General features: G+C 40.4%; 15 protein-coding genes. 10 read left to right on the forward strand and 5 right to left on the reverse strand.

Annotated elements, in window-relative coordinates; translation table 11 throughout:
• Positions 1–500: 500 nt before the first annotated feature.
• The 4 genes from G7B18_RS05435 (at position 501) to G7B18_RS05450 (ending at position 3,917) form a co-directional block, all read left to right on the forward strand.
• On the forward strand, positions 501–938 hold the full coding sequence (locus tag G7B18_RS05435) for a MarR family winged helix-turn-helix transcriptional regulator (protein ID WP_164112726.1): 438 nt from the start codon (positions 501–503) through the stop codon (positions 936–938).
• Between the two features lie 4 nt (positions 939–942).
• The gene (locus tag G7B18_RS05440; RefSeq protein WP_164112725.1) at positions 943–1,947 is read left to right on the forward strand and encodes an NAD(P)/FAD-dependent oxidoreductase; all 1,005 of its coding nucleotides are present in this window, start codon (positions 943–945) and stop codon (positions 1,945–1,947) included.
• 145 nt (positions 1,948–2,092) lie between these two features.
• Complete coding sequence (locus G7B18_RS05445) at positions 2,093–2,425, forward strand: 2Fe-2S iron-sulfur cluster-binding protein (protein WP_164112724.1); 333 nt, start codon at positions 2,093–2,095, stop codon at positions 2,423–2,425.
• 178 nt (positions 2,426–2,603) lie between these two features.
• The gene (locus G7B18_RS05450) at positions 2,604–3,917 is read left to right on the forward strand and encodes an NAD(P)/FAD-dependent oxidoreductase (protein WP_164122172.1); all 1,314 of its coding nucleotides are present in this window, start codon (positions 2,604–2,606) and stop codon (positions 3,915–3,917) included.
• Positions 3,918–4,005: 88 nt separating this feature from the next.
• On the opposite strand, the gene G7B18_RS05455 is transcribed toward G7B18_RS05450, so the two are convergent.
• A complete protein-coding gene (locus tag G7B18_RS05455) occupies positions 4,006–7,863 on the reverse strand; it encodes a TIM-barrel domain-containing protein (protein WP_164122173.1) in 3,858 nt (1,285 codons plus the stop codon).
• Positions 7,864–8,137: 274 nt separating this feature from the next.
• Between G7B18_RS05455 and G7B18_RS05460 the strand changes: the two genes are divergently transcribed.
• The gene (locus G7B18_RS05460) at positions 8,138–9,811 is read left to right on the forward strand and encodes a DNA polymerase/3'-5' exonuclease PolX (protein ID WP_164112721.1); all 1,674 of its coding nucleotides are present in this window, start codon (positions 8,138–8,140) and stop codon (positions 9,809–9,811) included.
• A gap of 71 nt (positions 9,812–9,882) precedes the next feature.
• Here the strand turns inward: G7B18_RS05460 and fabV are convergent, their stop codons facing one another.
• From fabV to G7B18_RS05475, 3 genes are all read right to left on the reverse strand, one after another.
• Complete coding sequence (gene fabV / locus G7B18_RS05465) at positions 9,883–11,085, reverse strand: enoyl-ACP reductase FabV (RefSeq protein ID WP_079642060.1); 1,203 nt, start codon at positions 11,083–11,085, stop codon at positions 9,883–9,885.
• A 143-nt stretch (positions 11,086–11,228) separates the two neighbouring features.
• Positions 11,229–11,699 carry a Dps family protein gene (locus G7B18_RS05470; RefSeq protein WP_164112720.1) on the reverse strand — a complete coding sequence of 157 codons (471 nt, stop codon included), beginning with the start codon at positions 11,697–11,699 and terminating at the stop codon, positions 11,229–11,231.
• Positions 11,700–11,789: 90 nt separating this feature from the next.
• Positions 11,790–12,749: an aldo/keto reductase gene (locus tag G7B18_RS05475; protein WP_317164255.1), complete on the reverse strand. Its 960-nt coding sequence runs from the start codon at positions 12,747–12,749 to the stop codon at positions 11,790–11,792.
• Between the two features lie 236 nt (positions 12,750–12,985).
• Here G7B18_RS05475 and G7B18_RS05480 point away from each other — a divergent pair, with 236 nt between their 5' ends.
• The 4 genes from G7B18_RS05480 (at position 12,986) to G7B18_RS05495 (ending at position 19,882) form a co-directional block, all read left to right on the forward strand.
• A complete protein-coding gene (locus tag G7B18_RS05480) occupies positions 12,986–14,671 on the forward strand; it encodes an RluA family pseudouridine synthase (RefSeq protein ID WP_164112719.1) in 1,686 nt (561 codons plus the stop codon).
• A 57-nt stretch (positions 14,672–14,728) separates the two neighbouring features.
• The gene (locus tag G7B18_RS05485; RefSeq protein ID WP_164112718.1) at positions 14,729–15,301 is read left to right on the forward strand and encodes a Crp/Fnr family transcriptional regulator; all 573 of its coding nucleotides are present in this window, start codon (positions 14,729–14,731) and stop codon (positions 15,299–15,301) included.
• 59 nt (positions 15,302–15,360) lie between these two features.
• Entirely contained in the window at positions 15,361–16,047 is a 687-nt protein-coding gene (locus tag G7B18_RS05490; protein WP_205600297.1) for a murein L,D-transpeptidase family protein, read from the forward strand.
• A 664-nt stretch (positions 16,048–16,711) separates the two neighbouring features.
• A complete protein-coding gene (locus G7B18_RS05495) occupies positions 16,712–19,882 on the forward strand; it encodes an AsmA-like C-terminal region-containing protein (RefSeq protein WP_164122175.1) in 3,171 nt (1,056 codons plus the stop codon).
• Between the two features lie 12 nt (positions 19,883–19,894).
• On the opposite strand, the gene G7B18_RS05500 is transcribed toward G7B18_RS05495, so the two are convergent.
• Positions 19,895–20,533, reverse strand: a complete 639-nt coding sequence (locus G7B18_RS05500; protein WP_240452774.1) for a sterol desaturase family protein — start codon at positions 20,531–20,533, stop codon at positions 19,895–19,897.
• Between the two features lie 267 nt (positions 20,534–20,800).
• Here G7B18_RS05500 and G7B18_RS05505 point away from each other — a divergent pair, with 267 nt between their 5' ends.
• Entirely contained in the window at positions 20,801–23,437 is a 2,637-nt protein-coding gene (locus tag G7B18_RS05505; RefSeq protein ID WP_164112715.1) for a DNA gyrase/topoisomerase IV subunit A, read from the forward strand.
• The last annotated feature ends 46 nt before the right edge of the window (positions 23,438–23,483 follow it).

Here is a 23,483-nt window from a genome sequence, read left to right on the forward strand (position 1 = left end):
GCGAAACTTCAATATACCGAATAAATGTAGTCACCTCATCATGTAAATTGATGTCATAGCCATAGATTTTAGCATAAAACAGAGCACCTCTATTGGAAATATAGAGATCAAGTTAGCGCGTTATAGCGAAAATGATTCACATGTCAGTCCACAAACACATGTTTTCGAGGTCAAGAATAAACAATACGACTGCGTCCTGATAAACATGTCGACAATTTACCTTACACAGGAAAGTGGTTTTGATGCCCTACTTAACACCGCGAAACCTTTAATCCTGTAGGAATTATCGCCGCATACAATATAGGCTCATAATACAACAAAGCCTACCCTTAATCATTTTGACAGATAGGCGCCGTCATTGCCATCGAGCTAATAAGAAACCCATCCCTACTATAACAACGATAGTACCGATAAATGTCTCCGACAGTATTACGCTGGTATGACTTTTCATACCGTCAAAGTGAAAAACAATAATTATATTTGTCACACTAATTATTGTTATGCTAAACGAAAAATACAACCAGTACTCCTTTATACTGGATAGGACAGCGAAAAAAGTAAAACAATATGCACAAAGTGCATTTACGTTGTATCAGTTTGACCTTACAGTAGATCAGTGGACTGTACTACGTACGATTTTTGAAAAACCTGATCTGACGAACAAAGAAATGGCAGAGCTGTGCGGTAAAGACCAACCTACACTAACTAGAATCATTGATTTATTGATTAAGAAAGAGCTTGCTGAACGGATAACAAATACGTCGGACCGCCGGGCTTTACACTTGCAGATTACAGCAAAAGGAAAAAGTAAAATACAGGAAATTGCACCTAAAGTAGCTCACTTCCGCATGCAGGCATGGAAGAACCTGAACGACGATGATTTCGCTCAATTTACTAGGATATTAAATACCATATACGATAACTTAACACAAAAATAAAATCATGATACAAACGGATATTTGCATTATTGGTGCCGGGCCCGTAGGCCTATTTGCAGTTTTTGAAGCTGGTTTGTTGAAAATGCGTTGCCATCTGATCGATGTGTTACCACAAGTAGGAGGTCAACTCTCTGAGATATATCCACACAAGCCCATTTACGATATCCCTGGATACCCGATTGTCAAAGCACAGGAGCTGATAGACAATCAGATGGAACAGATAAAACCCTTCGACCCCACATTTACATTGGGCGAACGCGTAGATAAAGTGGAGAAGCAAGAAGATGGTTCTTATATCGTGACCACTTCCGATAACACACAGGTGCACTGTCAGGTCATTGCAATAGCAGGTGGTTTAGGTTGTTTTGAACCGAGGAAACCCGAACTGGAGGGTATTACAACCTTCGAACGTAGGGGGATAGACTATATGGTCAAAAATCCGGAAACCTACCGAGACAAAACGCTTGTCATTGCAGGTGGTGGCGATTCAGCCCTCGATTGGACAATATATCTAAGTGATTACGCAAAAAAAGTGACATTAGTACACCGTAGCGATAGCTTCCGAGGTGCACCGGACTCCGCTGATAAAGTATACGATCTGGCACAAAAAGGAAAAATCGATTTATTACTTTCTCATAACCTACTGAGTGCCCACGGCAATGGATCGCTATCGCATGTTAAAGTTGCAAATAAAGGAAAAGAAGAGTTCTTACTGGAGACAGACTACCTAATACCGCTATATGGGCTAACCCCGAAATTAGGACCAATTGCAGATTGGGGGTTAAACATCGACAAAAATGCAATAGAAGTCAACACGTTCGACTATTCGACTAATGTAGAGCGCATATATGCCATAGGCGATATCAACACCTACCCTGGCAAGCTAAAATTGATCCTATGTGGATACCACGAAGCAACACTGATGGTACAATCCGCATTTAAATATGTTTATCCCGATCAAAAACTAAGTTTTAAATATACAACTGTCAACGGAGTGAATGCTTTTTAGGGAAAAGTGATAAAGTTATAAGGTTACATGGTTATAAAGGTTACAAGGTTTTAAAAGACAAATAAATTAACTACCATACCCCTATAACTTCATAACCTCTATAACTTCATAACTACCATAACTACCAAAACTCAATTTAATAAAAATGGAAAACCACATCATCGAAATAGAAATTGAAGACCGCGATGGCAGTACAGAGACCATCGAAGTCCCTACGGATGTCAACTTAAGTTTAATGGAAATTCTCAAAGCATCCGGCTATGAAGTGCTGGCAACCTGTGGAGGGATGGCACTATGCGCCACCTGTCATGTCGAAATCAAAGCGGGGGCAGGCCAACTTCCCCATGCTGAGGATCAAGAGCTTGACATGCTAGACACCCTACCTGATACGGATAGCAACAGTAGGCTAGCCTGCCAAATTCGATTAACGGATCAAAATCAAGGGCTATCGATTAGACTACGCGGTGCATTGCAATAAAGTGTGTACAAAAAACACTAAGACATTCTTGTTTAAACAACTAGAATTGCCTTTATAGACTAGTCAACGCTGTTTTAATTGCAAAAACAAGGGCATATCAATAAAATTTTGCTATTGAAATATTATATTTTTTTAAGATATTTGCATTAAAATTTAAAACAATAAAACTAAACGATATATGTTGTTGAATCGTACAGAACGTTCTTTCCCTCGGGTAATCATTATTGGTGGAGGCTTTGGAGGTGTGGAAGTTTCGCGTAAGCTTAAAGACAAAGAGGTGGAAGTAGTGTTGATCGATCGAAACAATTTTCACGTGTTCCAACCGTTAATGTATCAAGTCGCTACGGGAACCTTAGCCGCTGATGCCATTTCTTTTCCGATCCGTAAAATGTTCAAATCACAGTCCAATTTCCGATTCCGTATGGCGGAAGTACTGCGTATTGACAAAGACAAAAAAGAAGTACACACTTCGGTAGGAACTTATGATTACGATTACCTGGTTATTGCAACCGGTGCAACATCAAACTTCTTTGGTAATACGGAAGTCGAAAAATACTCTCTTCCAATGAAAAGTATTCGAGAAGCTCTAAATATCCGTAGTTATGTATTACAAAATCTCGAAGAAGCAGTACTTCGCAAAAACATTTCTGATCGCGAACGTTACCTTAACTTTGTAGTAGTAGGTGGTGGTCCGACAGGTGTCGAGCTTTCCGGTGCTATCGCCGAAATTCAATTGCACATGCTGAAGAAAGATTATCCAGAACTTTCTGAAAATGAAATGAAGGTATATCTTGTAGAAGGTACAGGCAAAATATTAGGCGCACTTTCAGAAAAATCATCCCGTGATGCCGAACGCTACCTAAAAGAATTGGGAGTCAAAGTAATGGTCAACACACAGGTGACAGGTTACGACGGTAATACGATCACGTTCAACAACGGCGAAAGTATCGCAACCAAAACCGTTATATGGGGAGCAGGAGTAAAAGGACAATTCCCAGAAGGCATACATGCTGATTACATCGAAAGGGGAAATCGTATCCGAACCAATGGACAGTGTCAGGTAGAAGGATTTGATGGTATTTACGCTATCGGCGATGTATCAGCAATGATTACCGAGGAGACACCTCGCGGGCTTCCAGGTGTAGCACCAGCAGCACAGCAACAAGGTAAATACGTTGCCCAACACATCATGAACATCCTTTCTGGAAAGCCTAACGAAGAGAATTTCAAGTACTTTGACAAAGGGTCTATGGCTACAGTCGGCCGTAACAGAGCTGTTGTAGATATGGGTAAATTCCATATGAAAGGATTCATCGCATGGATGACTTGGATGTTTGTCCACTTGGTATCCATCTTCGGGTTCCGCAATAGATTAATAACTTTTGTCAACTGGACACTCAAGTTCTTCACGAAAAACTCAGGAATCAGATTGATTACACATCGTTACGACAGACCGCAACCAGTCAATAACGCAAAAGAACAGAAAGTTTAAGACCAGTCAAAGCAAGACCATTTTAACAGAAATAATAAAGGGGGGATTTTATAAAATCCCCCCTTTATTATTGATGACCCGATGTTAGTTAAAAGGTAATCGAATTGAGCTTTTTATCCACTAACAGACCGTCGACAGCCTTCAGATTAAAACTTACATTCCGTTTTGCTTTCAACTTAATCTTAAACAAAACTTCAGAGCCATTTAACGTCTCTTTGTTTCCAAGATTCACAAAAGTAGGGTACAAAAATTTACTACCATTGGTATGAAGACGGTCATTGGTATAATTATTCATCGTCTTCATATGGAGCGACTCCACACCTACAAATTCAAAATCTCCATTATTGTAAGGCAAGGCAAAACTAAGTGCATTGACAGCTTTGAGGTTTTCTCCCGTTACGCTCACCTCTACAATCTCTCCAGCTTTCAATACAGTTCTAGAGGGGAGCAATTTCAACACACCAGCTACCTGCTCGTCTTTGGCAGGCTTAGCCCCTCCTTCAATAACAACTGCGACATTCGAAATATCATAGGCATCTATTAGATTATTTTTATTCACATCACCATTACTTACATAACCCTCGAAATCACCATCTCCCATCCGTAATCCCGTATAATTAATATACGACGTCAGGTCATTCTGATCAATAAGACGGTCATTATTGATATCCCCCGGCAAATAACTCGAAGATCCCGGAACCTTAAAAACATAAAGCTCCCGACCAGATCCAAAGCCACCTACAGCTTCTGTAACCGATATTTTAATAAAACGCGCTACGGGGTGATTATTGAAATTAAAGCGCTTCATTTCCCCATCGCGCTTCCATTCAAAGCTACCTGCTTCTGTCCAGTTGCTTTTATCGTTACTATAAGAAACCGTCCCCTTTTGAAGGATGCCGTTTCCGCCATCTGTCCTCGGAAGATACTCAAACTTGTCTAACTGGTTGACGGACCTAAGATCCAAAACCAGCTCAAATGGAACAGCTTTTTGTCCCCATTTGGTATGCCACATATCTCCCTCATCGTAGTTAAACAGCTTATTGATTCCGCTTCCACCCTGATTATCCACCGACGTTTCAGCTTGAATGCCTTCGATAGCAAACTCCAACGGATTAGCTTTAGTTTTAGCCGTAAATGTACTCCAATCCGACACACCCGACCTATTCACCGCTCTAATTTTAAAAACATAGTCACTTTCTGCTTCCAGATTCTCGAAAAGTAACTGATTCCCCTGGATTGTCGAGTAAATCAAATCGATAAACGCAATTTCATAATAGTCGGCATTTGCTATCTTTTCCCATTGTGGCAACAATGTATAGGCTTGCCTACTACTATCTGGCACTACCGCTTTAGGCATAGCCAATGCTCCTGTCTGTGACAGGTATTTATCCACCGGTGCATACTCAAAACCGTCGACCTGTATTTCAAGGGTTGTCGCAGAAACATCTTGTTTACCAATACGCACCAAGACCATTGGATTTTTGATCAGACTGGTTTTCTCAAACTCGGAACCTTTAGTAGCAAATTGGTTTAAATCCGGCTGGGCATCATAAAAGTAAACGTTGTCCGTGTTATTAAACGCTGCCAACGAATGTACTTCCTGAAGCTTTACACCTTTTTTATTCACCTTCACAACAACTTTTTTGGGCGCTTCTGTTACATTGAAACGGACCTCCGTAGATTTCATTCTTTCAAATCCCTCAAAATCACCTTCGGATGGGGCAATCGTGAACAAGGCTTTATTTCCCGCCAAGACCGAAGTAATTTTCGTATGCACACCTTTTCCATAACGATAAGCTTCGGTCTTACCATCATCGTCATACTCCGTAAAATTCGAATTTCCGAACGGATAAACTTCATAAATACGGTGATCTTTCTTTATCTCCAATATGTTATTGTTCGGACTCGTCAATGGAATAATAGCCCCGTTTTTCACAAAAACAGGTAATTTCCAAATGGGAGTTTTAAAATCGTTAATAACACGGTTTCCCTCGTACTTATCGCCAGTGAAGTAATCTATCCATTCCCCCTCTGGCAGATAGATACCGTTGCGGATATCGTTACCTTCCTCATCTACATTTGTCTCTTTATAGATAGGCGCGACCAAAAAACTCGGTCCATACATATACTGATATTGTGTAGACTTGCCTAAAGTATATGGATTTGCCTGTTCTAAGAACATAGCCCGTATCATAGGTAGACCATCGATGGCCTGCTTAGCAAGACTATAGCTATAAGGAACCAGTTGTGATTTCAATTTTAGGTAAAAGCGATTGATCGAAGTAGCGGGTTCGCCCAACGCATGAGGGTATTTCTCATTGGAGCCCCAGCCGTCCATATTTAGTTCCATAGGCGTCCAGGTTTTCCACTGAAAGTCCCGAATATTGACCTTAAAATTTTTACCACCAAAGATCCCATCCATATCGGAAGTAATATTTGGTTGGCCTGAAAGCCCGGAGCCTATATAGGTAGGAATATGGAATCGTATGTACTCCCACACCCCTCCTGTCTGATCACCAGACCAGATTCCCGCATAACGCTGAGTTCCTGCCCATCCATCCAAAGAGATGATAAATGGACGTGCATTATTACCGTAGTAAGGCATAGTATGTCCTACATCTGCCACTCCATTCAAACCAAAGGAATACCCCGGGCCTACCCATGCTACGTCCGTCTTTAGCACACGTACCCCTGCATCGCGCACCTCTTTTACAATATCCCGCTGTAGTAAAGCACTAATACTATCCTTGGGGTGCAGATCAGACTGTGTCCACAACCCTATTTCCACGCCATTTTTACGCGCGTAATCACCAAATTCTTTTAGATTTTTGATATTCCCATCCAGCGTTTCAGTTTGACCATATCCTGCCCCATAGCCATCGTTGGGCAATATCCAACCCAAAGGCATATCATGAGCTTTATAACGGTCGATAACCGCCCGAGCTGAAAACTGGTAATTATTTTCTGCTCCATTCAATGATTCTTTAACACCGCCATTATCCTTTTGGCTCTCTTTATAACGCTTACCATCCTCGAAAAGAATTCCTTTTTCGTCCGCTATCCAGTAGTCTCGGTTATAGGCATTCAAGTGCCCCTGGTACAAACCAAATTTTGGTAGTAGAACAGGATTGCCCGTCAATTGATAAAAGTCATTCAACAAAGGAACAGCGCCATCGCTTATCATAAAAAAGACATCCAAATAGTCCGTATCGTGAGACAGACGCATGGTTCCTTTTGACTTCGCACCAAAGGCATAACTACCTTTTTTAAAAGTATGCCACATAAAACCATAGCCGTTGGTTGACCAAAAGTAAGGTGTAGGCGATGCCACGCCACCATCCGTCCAACTATTCTGGTTTTCAATCGCTATAGTTTTTCCTTTATGTGAAAATCTCCCATTCTGAACTCCCCCACCAAAAAAATACTCCTCCTCACCTTCCTTCAATTCGATGGTCACTTGCTTTTCTTCGAAAGTAATAGGTTTTAGGCTTTCTACAACTACCCGGTTATTCTGCCTGTTTAAAATCCGGAAATGCGAAGTCTCTTTGTCTATTGTAAATTCAATATCCTTTGTCGTTATCGTTACCTGATTCCCAGTTTCCTTTACTTCGAGTTGATCGACACCTCTGCGGGGTTGTTCAACCAGAATCTTGGCTTCCGGTTTTGCTTCCGGATCGCGGATGATTCCTCCCTTTACATCCTGAAACATTCTGAAAACATGATTACCATAAAAATCCAAAGTCAGTCTCTGAAGGTTGTCATATACAATCTCTACTGTTGTCGGATTTATTTTCTGAACAGCAATAATCTTACTGTTTTTATCGATACGCTGTACGCTAACAATAGGAGGATTTGCACTGAGTTTGGCAGGTTGAAAAATAAATGGAGAAGCCAATCCTACCAACAAACTGACTTGTGCTTTGGCAATCCAAAAAGATACCTTCATACGCGTGGTTTATAATAATGAATAGCCATTTTGTATTGTAATCCATGCGATACAAACACTTGGCTTTTATATTTAACGAAACAATAATACAATAGTATCTCCAAGTAAAAAAGCGTCAACAGGATGCAAACGATTGTCTAATAATAATGTTGCATACGCACTATCCTACCCCAAGTAATAAAAATAAAGAAGAAATCCTTCCTATAAAAAAAGAGATGTATTCCGAAACAACTTAAGTTTATTAACTTTGAATAACCTTCAAAATAGAATAGATATGGACAACAAAACGATAGCGCGCACCTTTAAGCTTTGCGGACAACTCATGGAACTACACAATGAAAATCCATTCCGTAGTAAAGCCATAGCTAGTGCTTCGTTCAAGGTGGACAAGCTACCCTTCCAAGCAGCAGAAGCAAGCCTGGAAAAACTAAGTGAGCAGCCGGGAATAGGAAAAAGTACTGCCGAGAAAATAAAACAGATCGTAACCACTTGTACTTTTCCCGAATTGGATGAACTTTTGACCAAAACTCCGGAAGGGATCTTAGAAATGCTCAAAATCAAAGGTCTTGGACCTAAAAAGATACAGATTATATGGAATGATCTAGCTATAGAGACCGTAGGTGAGCTTTATTACGCCTGCAATGAGAATCGCCTCATTGAAGCCAAAGGCTTCGGCTTAAAAACACAAGAAGATATTAAAAAGGCCATTGAATTTTCGATGGCAAACCAAGGCTGGTTTTTATATGCAAAAGTCATTGCATCAGCAGACACTGTATTAACGCATCTCAGAAAAGCCTTACCCGACAACCAAGTAGAGTTCACCGGTGAATTCCGCAGAAAATGTGAGGTACTGTCACAGGTAGAACTAATTATCGATACCGATATCGCGACTATCCGTAAGGCCGTGACTACACTCCAAAATGAAGTAGCTATCGAAGAAGACACCGATCAGCTTTCATTTAAGGATGAAAATACCTGTCCTTTCGTTATTTATTCCTCTACCCCTTCGTCCTTTGCGCACGACTGGCTGATACGCACAGGATCTGAAGATCATTTGGCTCTTTTAAAGGCGCTGAGCACAGCAATACCTACGGGCGATACAGAAGCTGATATCTATAAAAATCTGGGCTTAGACTACATCCTTCCCGAACTGAGAGAAGGTCTAGATGAGGTCAGCCTCGCTCATAGACAACAACTACCGCAACTTATCGAGTTTGGTGACCTGAAAGGCACGCTGCACAACCACTCCACCTACTCGGACGGCGTTCACTCGTTAAAAGAAATGGCACTATATTGCAAGGATAACTTGGGGCTTTCCTACTTCGGGATATGCGATCACTCTAAGACTGCCGTGTATGCAAACGGCCTGACGGTTGATCGCTTAGAACAACAGTGGGCGGAAATTGACAAACTCAATACCGAACTTGCCCCCTTCCGGATATTCAAAGGTATCGAGAGCGACATCTTATCCGATGGATCTCTTGATTATTCCGATGATATCTTGGCTAAATTTGACTTTGTTGTCGCTTCTGTACACAGCAACCTAAAGATGGATGAGGAAAAAGCTACTGCTCGTCTCATCAAAGCCATTGAAAATCCATATACGACCATATTGGGGCATCCTACAGGAAGGCTTCTTCTGGCACGTGCGGGCTATCCCTTAGATTTCAAAAAAATAATCGATGCCTGTGCTGCAAACCAAGTCGTCATTGAAATCAATGCGAACCCACTACGCTTGGATTTGGACTGGCGTTGGCATCGATATGCATTAGAAAAAGGCGTAATTCTCTCCATTAACCCCGATGCACACCGTACCGAAGGTTTACTAGACATGCATTACGGTATACACGTAGCCCGTAAAGGGGGCTTGACAAAAGAAAGGTGTCTGAATGGCTTTACGCTGCAAGAAATTTCGACTTATTTTACAAATCGCAAGGTTAAAATTTAAGAACACCGCTTATAAAAAAAGCCATCCGTTTGTTTCGGATGGCTTTTTTTATAAGCGGTAAAGTAAACTACTTATCCTTCAATACTTGGAATAGTAACCACTTCGTTAGTATCTGCTTCATAATTTACTTCAGGGAAGTTAAAGCCGAACAAATGGAAGAATTCGTCACGGTACCCTTGAATATCCGAAATTTCCTCTAAATTTTCTGTCGTCGCTTGTTCCCAAAGTTTCGCAACTTCTTCCTGTACATCATCGCGCATTTCCCAATCGTCAACACGGATACGTCCTTTTTCATCCAAAGCAAGTTGTCCATCAGCACTGTAAAGGCGCTCTGCAAACAAACGTTGCATCTGCTCAATCGTACCCTCATGGATTCCTTTTTCTTTCATTACTTTATAAAGCAAGGAAATGTACAAAGGAACTACAGGTATAGCCGAGCTTGATTGCGTAACCAATGCTTTATTGACAGAGACATATGAAACTCCGTTAAGATCTTTTAACAAGTCGTTGATCACAGGAACTGTACCTTCTAAATCATCTTTTGCTTTACCAATCGTACCGTTTCTGTAGATAGGGTAGGTAAGCTCAGGACCGATGTAGGAATAAGCTACAGTTTTTACACCGTCTGCCAATACACCCGCAGCCTTCATATCCTCAATCCAGAATTTCCAATCCTCGCCGCCCATTACTGCAATCGTGTTAGCAATATCTTCTTCGTTCTCCACCGGTTGAATCGAAATATCCGAAACCACACCCGCATGAAAATCTACTGTCTTATTGGTAAAAGATTGTGCTATAGGTTTTAAAACAGAAGCATGTGCTACACCTGTTTTAGGATGTGTACGTCTTGGAGAAGCCAAAGAGTAAACAATTAAATCTACTTGACCTAAATCTTTCTTGATCAACTCTATAGTCTGCTTTTTGATATCATCTGAAAATGCATCGCCATTGATACTCTTAGCATACAAACCTGCCGCGTGCGCTTCTTTTTCAAATGCAGCAGTATTATACCATCCAGCAGTACCTGGTTTACCCTCTGCAGCTGGTTTTTCGAAAAAGACACCGATAGTAGCTGCATCTGAACCGAATGCAGCACTGATACGTGAAGCCAAACCAAAGCCAGTAGAAGCTCCTACGACCAATACTTTCTTAGGACCATTACTTATTTTACCTTTCGATTTAACATATTCAATTTGGTTTTTCACATTTTGTGCCGTTCCTTCAGGATGTGAAGTCAAACAGATAAAACCTCTTACGCGTGGTTGAATAATCATATTTAATACTTAGATGTTAATGATGTTAACAAAGGTACAAACTTATATAAAATGCTTTGAATTCAAGCAATAGGTCGCACAAAAAGTTAACAAGGACATAAAATCAAAAGGCTTTCGAAAACGAAAGCCTTTTGATTTTATTGCTACTTTACGTGTGCTCTAAGCATCCATGCTGTTTTTTCATGCTTGGCAAGCACACCCACCAAAAAATCTTCCGTCCCGGCATCACCATGTTTATCCACCACATCAATATATTCACGGATGGTAATGATCAGGCTTTCATAATCTCCCAGTAACTCCTTAATATACCCTTGACTATCATTCTTACCATACTTCATCTCTGTAAGCTGCGTCAATTCTAAAAACTGCTTCATCGTGCCTACAGCATAGTGTCCAATAGCCCGCACACGCTCAGCGACCTCATCGATCAATTCAGCTAATTCATCATACAATCCTTCAAAAAACAAATGTTGTGCATGAAAATCTACGCCTTCAATATTCCAGTGTGCGTTACGCACCTTAATGTACAACACGTTTTCATCTGCCAACAACTTGTTCAATAGAGCCGCCACAGCAGCTGTATCTTTTTCTTTAATTCCTATGTTTGCTTTCATATAATTGTATTTAATTGTTAATGATTAATGTTTGTCCACTTCATGCCCCGTAACTTTGTCACTTTTATAACCTTGTCTCCCCTATCAACCTTAATAAGCACTAGCCTCATTCAATTTCTTTAAGCTTTCAGTATCTAGGCTGATATCGATTGCCTGTACAAAAGCATCCAAATGTGCTCCTTTAGTTGCACTTGCAATAGGAGCTGTAACCGTTCTTTGCGCCAACAACCATGCTAATGCTACCGCCGACACGGATATTCCATAAGTTAGCGATACATCATCCAATGCCTTCAAGATACGTCGCCCACGTTCATTCCAATATTTCTTCTGAATCCCCTCTCCCCGAACGGACTTTCCAAAATCAGCATCCGAAGTATACTTGCCTGTTAAAAAACCACTCGCTAATGAATAATACGGAATAACACCAATTTGTTTTTCAAAAGCTATTTTTTCGTACAAATTTTCGAATTTCGCACGATCATACAGGTTGTATTCAGGCTGTAATGAGACATAAGAAGCGATCTGTTTAGTATCCGATACCTCTAAACTCTCTATAAGACGCTCAGGAGATATATTTGAAGCTCCTATATAACGTACTTTTCCAGCATTAATCAAATCCTCATAAGCCCTTAAAGTCTCTTCTACAGCAGTAACCTCATCATCATAATGCGTTTGATAAAGGTCGATATAGTCCGTTTGCAATCGACGTAGCGAATGTTCAACCTGTTCTTTGATATAAGCACCCTGGACATTCGGCTTCGTATCATAGCCGAATCGTCCCCCCACCTTTGTCATAAGAACAACCTTATTCCTACATCCACGCCTGTGTAACCAATTTCCAATTATAGCCTCAGACTCACCTCCTTTGTTCGTTGGAACCCAATGTGAATAGTTATTAGCCGTATCAATCGCATTAAATCCCAAATCTAGAAAACTATCCAAGATATTGTAAGAACCCTCCTCATCTAATGTCCAGCCAAATACATTTCCACCAAAAATCAAAGGTGCTATAGTAAGAGAAGAGCTTCCCAATTGCCTTTTATCCATCATAAATCTATCGTTTTTCAAATATTACAAGTTACCGATTTTTCGAGTCATTTCAGAACTTACCATGTAATATTTAAGTCAGTTAATGATGCTATGATCATGTTCTCTTGTGGTCTACCTATCGAATTCACCTCATAATTAGATAATTAAACAACTTCATTCCTTGTTAACTCGATAACTTATTAACTACTTAACATATTTCTTTCTACTTTTGCACTTCATAATACAGGAATAACAAAATGAATAATTCGAATCCCTTTTTCCACCTTTTCAAACAAGATATCACCTCGCTGGAAAAACCAGATAAATTCACTTTCCCCTTTTGTTATGAACCACATCCATTAAGTCTAGTAGCCGCTCAAGAACTTCAAGACTATTTAACGCATCAACAGGATTTTGAACACAATTTTGGACTAGTAGACGGTCAACAAGGTAGCCCTATTGGAAAAATGTTTGGAGTACTCGTTGTTGAAGATCAACAGGGAACATTGGGGTATTTGGCCGCCTGCTCGGGAAAACTAGCTGGAACAAATCTACACAAACACTTGGTACCCCCTCTTTTCGATATGCTCGATCCCGAAGGATTTTTTCTTCAGCAAGAAGCAATAATCAACAAACTCAACAGAGAAATCGAAATCCTGGAAGAAATGCCCGACATCCCATTGTTACGTCAACGGCTACAAGAAACACAACAGCAGACAGCAGAAGAATTAAGCAATCTACGCACACGCCATAAACAAAATAAAAGCCAGCGGAAAACAATACGTCACGAACAAAAGCCGCTGCTATCCGAAGAAGATTATAAGGTACTAGAACAGGATCTCGTTAAGCAGAGCTACAGGGATCAACACGAGTATGATGTCTTAAAGCAAAAAAGTAAAGATATTATTGCTTTTCTAGAAAACCAACTGCAGGATCTACTGGTCCGGATATCAGACAAGAAGGAAAATCGAAAACAGCTTTCTGCCAATTTGCAGCAGCAACTCTTCGATCAATATGTTTTTCTCGACGCAAACGGTCATAAAAAGTCCCTGCTTCCAATTTTTGAAGAAGCTATTCAGATGCTTCCTCCTGCTGGTGCCGGAGAATGTGCTGCGCCCAAGCTGCTCCAACACGCCTACCTCAACAACCTCAAGCCGGTCTGTATGGCCGAATTCTGGTGGGGGGCATCACCTGCATCGGAAATACGCAAGCACCGGTATTTCTACCCAGCCTGCAAAGGGAAGTGCGAACCTATCTTAAACCATATGCTACAGGGACTACCACTAGACCCCAGCCCTCTTCTTGAAAATCCTGCAGACAACAAAGAGTTGCCTATCATTTTTGAAGACAACGATATAATTGTTGTAAACAAACCGGAAGAATTTCTTTCTGTCCCGGGCATTCATGTTCACGATTCGGTTCAGACACGCATTCTACAGCGTAATCCCGAAATAACAGGACCACTCATCATACATAGGCTTGATATGTCCACTTCCGGTATTTTAGTACTTGCAAAGAACAAAGAAGCACATCAGTTTATTCAAGACCAGTTCATCCGTCACACCGTAAAGAAAAGATACACCGCAGTGCTCGATGGTATAATTAATGAAGAAAAAGGTCTGATTGACTTCCCATTGCGTGTAGATCTAGAAGACCGTCCGCGACAAATGTTATGCTACGAACATGGCAAAAATGCACAAACGCAATATCAAGTCGTAGCGGTAGAGGGAAACAGAACACGCATTCACTATTTCCCATTGACAGGGCGCACACACCAACTACGCGTACATTCAGCGCACCAAAAGGGGCTCAACACACCTATATATGGAGATGATCTTTACGGCAGACGAGCGAACAGGTTACATCTGCATGCCGGATATATTCAATTCATACATCCCACTACAAAACAAAGCGTTAGCTTCGAGATCAACGACCCTTTCTAATAAGAATTATAGAATATTGATGCATTTCCTTAACTTGGAATAAATTTAAAACACCAAATGGAAGCACTACGATATGCCTATCAACACCCCCTATTAGAAGCCAAAGACTTTGAATTAATATGCGATGCACATGAAAAGAAAAGTCTATCAAAAGGAGACTTCTTGTTACAAAAGGGGCAGACCGCCAATGAATACCATGTGATCGAAGCTGGGCTAGTCCGCTCCTATCTCTACGATTATGAAGGCAATGAGATAACGATTGATTTTAAAGGCAATAACGAAGTCGCCATTGAGGTAGCATCACTTTTCCAACGTGTACCTACGCAGGAGTACATACAATGTCTCACCGACTGTACCCTTTGGAAAATTAAATTTGATGACTTTCAAGATCTTTTCCATCAAATACCAGCAATGCGGGAGTGGGGCCGCGCATGGATGGCTTTTGAGCTGTACCTAAGCAAAAAGAGAGCTACTGAAATGATTACAGAACCTGCGACAAAGCGATACCTTCAACTCATGCAGGAAAGACCCCAAGTAATCCAACAGGCACCGCTCAAACACATCGCAACCTACCTAGGCATCACCGATACCTCACTGAGCCGTATACGAAAGGAAATCGCACATATATAAACACACAATCACCGAATAAACCTATGTACAAGATTATCCCATGTTTAATAATCCTATTGATGAGCATTGCCTGCCAGAATCATCCTAAACAGCAGCAAACCGAAGACCGAGTTGCGGAGACAAAGAAAGAAAAGGAAAACCTTTTAAAAAGCAGATTAACTGCTCTGGGATTATTACCTGAAAATCTCAACGTCCTATTGCTAGCCTATAAAAGTTCAGATAAACTGGATTTATATGCCAAGAAAAAGACAGACACATCCTATACCCTATTACATACCTACCCAATATGTAAACGCTCAGGTGTGCTAGGTCCCAAAAAAGCAGAAGGAGACAAACAAGTCCCCGAAGGTTTTTATCATATCGATCGATTCAATCCCCAAAGCTTGTACTACCTATCCTTAGGGCTCAATTACCCCAACGAACTGGATAAAAACTTAGGATACACCGGATCCGATATTTTTATCCATGGAAAATGCGAAACCGTAGGCTGCTTGCCTATGACCGACGATCTTATCAAAGAAATATACTGTTATGCGCTATGGGCCAAAGAAAATGGACAGAAACAGATTCCTGTATACATCTTCCCGTTCGAGATGACGGATGAAAACATCGAAAAACATAAATCCGAAGTCGATGAAGCAACTTTAGCATTCTGGAATAATCTAAAAGAAGGTTATGACCTGTTTCATAAAAACTCAAAGGAACTCCAGTATTCCGTACAGAATGAACGATATGTGTTTGATTAGATCGCTGCGTATATTTTAAATGAACCATTAAAATATCTTTTGTCCTTGCCAGGACAGGGCCTTCATTATTTTTCATTGTGTTTGTTTTTTAAAGGCATTCAAGAGCCTCTTCGAGGGTTTGCTTGATCAAAAAACGAAGCAAAAAACTGACCGTAGGGAGCTCATGGACACCAAAATCAACAAAAGTCCATAAATCAAGACTGTTTAGCCTATGTTCATCACAGCACGTAAAGCAATCAAGGCGGTTTTCTAGGTCTCCCGGTTATTGGCCTACCCAAGACTGGAAAACCTTATCTATTGCAAGATGTACTGCTGTGCTACGATAGCTTTACGGCCTTTGACTCCATATGCTACAAGGTCGATCGTTCTACTTTACATTGATTGTTCGCAATTTCTTACACTTTTGAAAATGTCACCTTGGCGGGTTGCCAATTGTAGTAATGGTAATCTGTTGTGGCAAGCCGGCACAGTGACGCGCTTTTACCTCCTTTTGGCAAGACAAAAGGAGGAGCCAGTCGCGGCTTGAGCGACAAAAAGATATCGATAATAAACCTTCCTTAAACTTCTCCCCCCTCATCTCCTTAAGATTCAAAATATTTATCCCTCCCTGTCCCCTTATTCTCCTTAAATTTTAGCAGTTTTGCAGCACTAAAATAATATCACGGTGCCGAAAAAGAGTCCTATAATCGTTCTTAAGAGAATATCTTACCTATTTACTGGATTAATTGCCACAATATTATTGGCAATGCTTATCCTCCCCTATTTTTTCAAAGATCAAATCAATAATACCCTCAAAGAAATCGCTAATAAAACAATCCAAGGTACACTTGATTACCGTGGTGTCAATGTTAGCTTCTTTACTCATTTCCCATCATTGACCACCTCTATACATGATGTACAACTCAAAGGATCCGCTCCATATCAAGACAGTACACTACTGGCTCTAAAAGAGGTCAGCATCGGAGTTGATCTAATATCGCTATTCAGCGACAAGATTATTTTGGACAAGCTGATTTTGAGCGAAGGAAAGATAAACGTATTGGTGGATTCGCTGGGGGCGGCAAATTATAACATTTACAACAGTACAGACAGTACAGCACAAACCAATAGCGATTCCACAGGTGGTCAAATTGCGTTTAAATTGTTACGATTAAAAAATGTAGACCTGCATTACTTTGATGCTTCAATACCAATGGAAATTGAAGCCCAAAATATAAATTACGAGGGCAAAGGTGACTTAAGCTCCGCTATTTTTGACCTTAAGACCGATGCTAAAATTGAAGCTTTTTCATTCACATTCGACAACGAAAAATATGTAGAGCACAAGAGTATTGATGCACAGCTTATCACCCGCATCAATACCAACGACCTTTCTTTTCTCTTTGAGAAAAACGATATTCGTATCAACCGGCTTCCGGTGCGCTTTAAAGGAGCTTTCGCCTTCCTTTCCAACGGATATCACTTAGATTTCAAGTTAAAATCACAGGAAAGTACGCTCAACGAACTCCTATCGTTAGTTCCTACGGCCTACGCAAACTGGCTCAAAGACACGCAGGTAAAGGGTACATCAGAAGTCTTTATGAATCTGGAAGGTGACTATATCGCAGACGAACACAAAATGCCCAACCTAAGTCTGGGGCTAATCATCAATGATGGCTACCTATCCTACAACAATACAAAGACACCTATTACGGCTTGGAGTGCCAAGTTCAGAGTAGATCTCCCTCAGCTCAATCTAGACTCCTTGGCAATCGACCTGAAACAATTTGAATTCAAGGTCGCAAATGGATTTTTCAAAACAGAAGGACAGATTAAAGGAGTCGATCCCATGCAAATTCATTCAACAGTAAACAGCTCACTTGATTTAGGAAATCTATACCAAGCGATACAATGGCCAGATTTCAGCTTTGCTGGACAATTGGATCTAGATGGACATGTTGAAGGCACTTACTCGACAGATACATTGACCTATGGACTACGAAATAAAAAAGAAGTATACATATCATCCATTCCCACATTCAACATAAAAAACTCGTTGAAAAATGGCTATTTCAAACTAACGGCCTTACCCGTAGCAATAGAAAGAATAGCCTATTCGCTAGAGGCCTCAGGAACAGACAATCAGATCAAAAACGCAAAAATTGCGATAAAGGACATTGATATCGCTTCCCTAAACAATTTCATAAAAGGACATGCTGATATCAAGGATTTTCAAAGACTCCATCTCGATGCAAACATTCAGGCCGACATTGACCTTTCAGACATTAAGAAGATATACCCTATTGAAAGTGCTGAAATTGCCGGAAATGTATTTGTGAATATTATCTCGCAAGGCTTCATGGATCTGAAGAAAAATGTGATCCCCGAAACGAGTGCAACGGTTACGATGAAGAATGGCTATTTCAAGTCGACAGCCTATCCGATCCCATTGGAAGATATTCATGTAGAGACTTATATCAACAGCAAGAAAGGTTCCTTAGGCGATTTGAGCATAAAGATCCTTCCTGTTTCATTCAAACTGGCGAGCGAACCATTTTTCTTGCAGGCGGATTTTCAAAACTTCAACAATATCAAATATGCAGTTCAATCTAAAGGCAAGCTTAATCTGGGATCTATCTATAAGCTTTTTGCAAATGAAGGAACAGATATTGATGGCTATATCCGTACAGATATCGATCTAGCTGGATTGCAAAGTGATGCTATGCAGGGTCGATACAATAGGCTGAAAAATGAAGGGCAGGTGGATATCGGCAGTATAAGAGTCAACACAGAGCTCCTACCTCAGGATATTTATATTAAAAGCGGGAAATTCTCTTTCAAACAAGAAAAGCTCAATTTTGATAAGTTTGTCGCCCAGTATGGAAATAACGAAATCAGCATAAAAGGATATATCAATAATATCGTCAACTACCTGACCTTAAATACAGATATCCTTAAAGGCAGCTTCAATCTGCACAGCAGAAAAATTACGTTAGACGACTTCATGGCCTTCAGTACACCTAAAACAATGTCTAGTACATCGAATAGCAACTCAGGAGTGATATTGTTACCACAATTGCTCGACGTCGAGATCCTTGGCGCTGTAGATCAAGTCTATTACGAAAAAATTCTCCTCAAGAACTTCAAAGGCAATCTAAAACTAAAGTCCGGTAATCTCGCTATCGACAATACTGGTTTTGAACTCGCAGGTCTCAAAACAGACATGTCCATAAAATATCGTCCGCTAAATCCTTACAAAGCGCGATTTGATTTTACAGTGAAAGCAGACAGTTTTGACATTCAGCGGGCCTATCAAGAAATACCGCTATTCCAACAAATGGTAACTTCTGCTAAAGATGCCCACGGCATCATTTCTTTAGATTACCAATTGGCAGGACTGTTAGATGGTACGATGTCTCCTATCATGCCTTCGATACAAGGAAAAGGAACATTAAACCTGGATAAAATCCGATTTAAAAACTTCAAATTATTGAATGGTATCAGTCAGGCAACCTCGAAAGAAGGCTTTCTCGATGCAGATCTCAAGAAAGTTAAAATCCCTACCTTCATCAAGAACAATGTAATAACGATCGAACGTACGAAGATGAAAATGGCAGGATTTCGCCCCCGTTTTGAGGGACAGGTCACCTTGGATGGCAGGATGAACATCGGCTTTAGATTAGGACTGCCACCCTTCGGAATATTAGGTATCCCAATGCGAATCAACGGGACATCCGAGAATTTCAAAATAAAACTAGGGCGCTACAAAGAAGATGATCTGGACACTGAGATGGATGAGGAGGATAAAGCGAACTATGAGGCCTCTTTAAAAAAGGATAGCGTATCCAATAATTGATAAAGAAAAAGCCTATTTATTTTTAGGCTCTTTCTTCGGAAATCCCGAATCAAATACTTTGTCCCAAATAGCAGAACTGACTCCAAATCCTTTTTCCGGATCCGAGTAGTGATGCAACATGTGGTGGTCTTTTATTTTCTTAAACAATCCTGACTTAAAATTAGCATGGTGCATCGCATAATGACATTCGTCATAAATCAGATAACCGAATAAAAATCCCGCAAAAAAAGATGCTAATATAAATTCAGGAAAGAAAACATAAAAAATAAAATATATAATAGTCGCCATAGGAATACTCGCCGATAGCGGCATCACCAAACGTAGTCTATCTTTTGGATAATCATGGTGTACCCCGTGAAAAATAAAATGAATACGCAATCCTATTTTACTTTTGGGCACGAAATGGAATACCCAGCGATGCAGGATATATTCGGCAAATGTCCAAAATGCTAAACCCAGTAAAAAGTAAAGTAAAATACTACCAACAGACATGTCGCCAACCACATACGATTTGCGAATAAAATAGATGATAACCGGTATCCAAAAAATCAAGGGGACCGTAAAATGAACCTTGGTCAACGACTCTAGAAAATCGTTTTTAAACATCCGGGTGGATTCTGTTGAATTTGAAACGTAGTTTTTCTTTGCCATAACATCAAATAATCCAATTATCCCCTACAAAGTGATTTACAAATAGAGTTAACACAAAATTAATATTCGCAAATAACATTCGAAAGACTTATTCGTCATATTTATGTCCAATTACTGACTTTTATACCAATAAGGTTAGTTTTATGGGGTCAACGAACATTTCTTTGATATGCCCCCTTTCAATGCCGAAAATCACAAAGAAATTTGTAATTTTACCAAGTTAGAAACACCCCTTAAGACAGACTTAGCATAATTAAAGTAACGTAAATGATTGATGAAATAAACGGTTCTGAAGAGAACAATTTAGAAAACAACCAACAACAGGACACTGAACAAGCCAGCAACACGATTCCACTATCAGGACTGTACGAAACTTGGTTTCTAGACTATGCATCCTATGTTATATTGGATCGGGCAGTTCCTCATATCAACGATGGATTTAAACCCGTACAGCGTCGTATTCTTCACTCTTTGAAAGAAATGGACGATGGTCGTTTCAACAAAGCTGCTAACGTCATTGGAAACACGATGAAATACCACCCACATGGTGATGCTTCTATTGGAGATGCTATGGTACAGATCGGTCAAAAAGACCTTTTGATTGACTGCCAAGGTAACTGGGGTGATCCAGTAACCGGTGATTCGGCAGCAGCACCACGTTATATTGAAGGACGTCTTTCTAAATTCGCGAATGAGGTGGTATTTAATCCAGATACTACAGATTGGCAATTGAGTTATGATGGACGGAATAAAGAACCTATTACGCTACCTGTCAAGTTTCCTCTACTCTTGGCACAAGGAGCCGAAGGTATCGCAGTAGGTCTAGCGACCAAAATCATGCCGCACAACTTTATTGAACTAATAGATGGCTCCATTCAAGTACTTCAAGGCGAACGACCAAATATATTCCCCGACTTCCCCACAGGAGGTCTAGCTGACGTTTCCAACTACAATGAAGGACAACGCGGAGGGAAAATAAGAGTAAGAGCCAAAATCGAGGAGCGCGATAAAAAAACACTTGCCATCACCCAAATCCCTTTTGGTACCACCACAGGGGCTTTGATCGAAAGTATAGTCTCGGCCAATGACAAGGGAAAAATTAAAATCAAAAAAATAGAGGACAATACAGCTGAGAACGTAGAGATTATCGTTCACTTAGCCCCGGGCATCTCTCCAGATGTCACTATAGATGCGCTATACGCCTTTACATCCTGTGAATCGTCAATATCACCCAATACCTGTGTCATCAAGGAAAGTAAACCTTACTTTATGAGTGTCAATGACATTCTTATTGAAAACACAGTACAAACAAAGGCCTTATTAAAACTTGAACTTGAAATCCGTCTCCGCGAATTACAGGAGAAAATTTTCTTTAGTAACCTCTTAAAGATCTTTATCCAAGAGGGAATGTACAAGCATCCGGATTACGAAAATTCTGGAGATTTCGACACTGTAGTTCAAGTGTTGACTCGTCTTTTCACACCTTACTTCGACCAGTTCTACCGAGAAATCGTTGCCGAGGATTATAAAAAACTCATCGATAAACCAATGAGTAGCATCACTAGATTCGACGTTAAAAAAGCCGACGAACAGATGAGAGCACTGGAAGACGAGATTAAAGAAGTTAAGAAAAACCTTAGACAACTTACCGAATTTACAATCGCTTGGTTTGAACGCTTGCGCAGCAAATATGCCAAAGGACGTGAACGCAAAACCGAGCTACGTGTATTTGATAAAGTAGAAGCTGCCCAAGTTGCTTTAGCCAACGCTAAACTATATGTCAATCGCGCCGAAGGTTTTATCGGAACAGGTATGAAGAAGGATGAGTTTGTCTCTGACTGCTCAGACATTGATGATATTATTGTCTTCCGCGAAGATGGTAAATACAGTGTAGTCAAGGTGCAAGATAAGGTCTTTGTCGGAAAAGATATTATCCACGTCGCCGTTTTCAAAAAAGGGGACGAACGCACCATATACAATGCTATTTACGTAGATGGTCCTAATGGAACTACTTATATAAAAAGATTCTCCGTAACCGGTGTAACAAGAGACAAAGACTATGATATCACTAAGGGAACAAAAGGGTCCAAGCTGTTATATTTCTCAGCCAACCCCAATGGAGAAGCCGAAGTAGTAAATATCCAACTCAAGCCGCATACCAAATTACGGAAGACCACATTTGATCAAAATTTTGCAGAGATCGCCATAAAAGGAAAAAATTCGATGGGAAATATTGTTTCCAAATACCCCGTAAAGAAAATAACCTTCAAAAGTGCGGGAGTTTCGACACTTGCTGGACGCAAAATATGGTATGACGACATATTAAAGCGACTCAACGCAGACGAAAGAGGTAAATTCTTGGGTGAGTTTGATGGGGATGATAAAATATTGCTCATCTTTAGCGACGGTTCTTTCGAGTTATCCAATTTTGATCTCAACAATCACTTTGACGAAAAAATGATCCGAATAGAAAAACACTATCCGAATCATGTATATACCGCAGTACACCAAGACGGGAAGTCCGGTGCATACTATGTCAAACGGTTCGTGTTTGAGGATGTTCAGGTAGGCAAACGCATCTCCTTCATCAATGAAGAACCTGGATCTAAATTGATCTTATTGACCAATCATCCAGATCCAATAGTAAAAATTGATCAACTTAAAGGCAAGTCCCAAGTACCGGAAACAATAGAACAACCGCTGAATGAATTAATAGATGTAAAAAAAATCAAAGCTCAAGGAAATAGACTATCCTTTCATAATGTACACAAAGTCACCAGCCTTCGTGAAGAAATTGACCTAGCGGTAATTCCGGAAAAGGAAACAGATACGATTCCTTTTGAAATTACAAATCCAGAAGATATCCAGACCGACAATGACGGTCAGATCGGCCTATTTCAATAAAAAAACAAGAGGAGCTACATACGGCTCCTCTTGTTTTTGCCGCTGC

It is taken from the genome of Sphingobacterium sp. xlx-130 (assembly GCF_011007405.1).
GTDB lineage: Bacteria > Bacteroidota > Bacteroidia > Sphingobacteriales > Sphingobacteriaceae > Sphingobacterium > Sphingobacterium luzhongxinii.

Coding starts and splice junctions, on each gene's coding strand:
- G7B18_RS05435 (WP_164112726.1), top strand. CDS start 501: ATGCTAAACGAAAAATACAACCAGTACTCCTTTATACTGGATAGGACA.
- G7B18_RS05500 (WP_240452774.1), bottom strand. CDS start 20,533: ATGGCAAAGAAAAACTACGTTTCAAATTCAACAGAATCCACCCGGATG.
- G7B18_RS05480 (WP_164112719.1), top strand. CDS start 12,986: ATGAATAATTCGAATCCCTTTTTCCACCTTTTCAAACAAGATATCACC.
- G7B18_RS05475 (WP_317164255.1), bottom strand. CDS start 12,749: ATGATGGATAAAAGGCAATTGGGAAGCTCTTCTCTTACTATAGCACCT.
- G7B18_RS05490 (WP_205600297.1), top strand. CDS start 15,361: ATGAGCATTGCCTGCCAGAATCATCCTAAACAGCAGCAAACCGAAGAC.
- G7B18_RS05485 (WP_164112718.1), top strand. CDS start 14,729: ATGGAAGCACTACGATATGCCTATCAACACCCCCTATTAGAAGCCAAA.
- G7B18_RS05440 (WP_164112725.1), top strand. CDS start 943: ATGATACAAACGGATATTTGCATTATTGGTGCCGGGCCCGTAGGCCTA.
- fabV (WP_079642060.1), bottom strand. CDS start 11,085: ATGATTATTCAACCACGCGTAAGAGGTTTTATCTGTTTGACTTCACAT.
- G7B18_RS05455 (WP_164122173.1), bottom strand. CDS start 7,863: ATGAAGGTATCTTTTTGGATTGCCAAAGCACAAGTCAGTTTGTTGGTA.
- G7B18_RS05460 (WP_164112721.1), top strand. CDS start 8,138: ATGGACAACAAAACGATAGCGCGCACCTTTAAGCTTTGCGGACAACTC.
- G7B18_RS05450 (WP_164122172.1), top strand. CDS start 2,604: ATGTTGTTGAATCGTACAGAACGTTCTTTCCCTCGGGTAATCATTATT.
- G7B18_RS05470 (WP_164112720.1), bottom strand. CDS start 11,699: ATGAAAGCAAACATAGGAATTAAAGAAAAAGATACAGCTGCTGTGGCG.
- G7B18_RS05445 (WP_164112724.1), top strand. CDS start 2,093: ATGGAAAACCACATCATCGAAATAGAAATTGAAGACCGCGATGGCAGT.
- G7B18_RS05505 (WP_164112715.1), top strand. CDS start 20,801: ATGATTGATGAAATAAACGGTTCTGAAGAGAACAATTTAGAAAACAAC.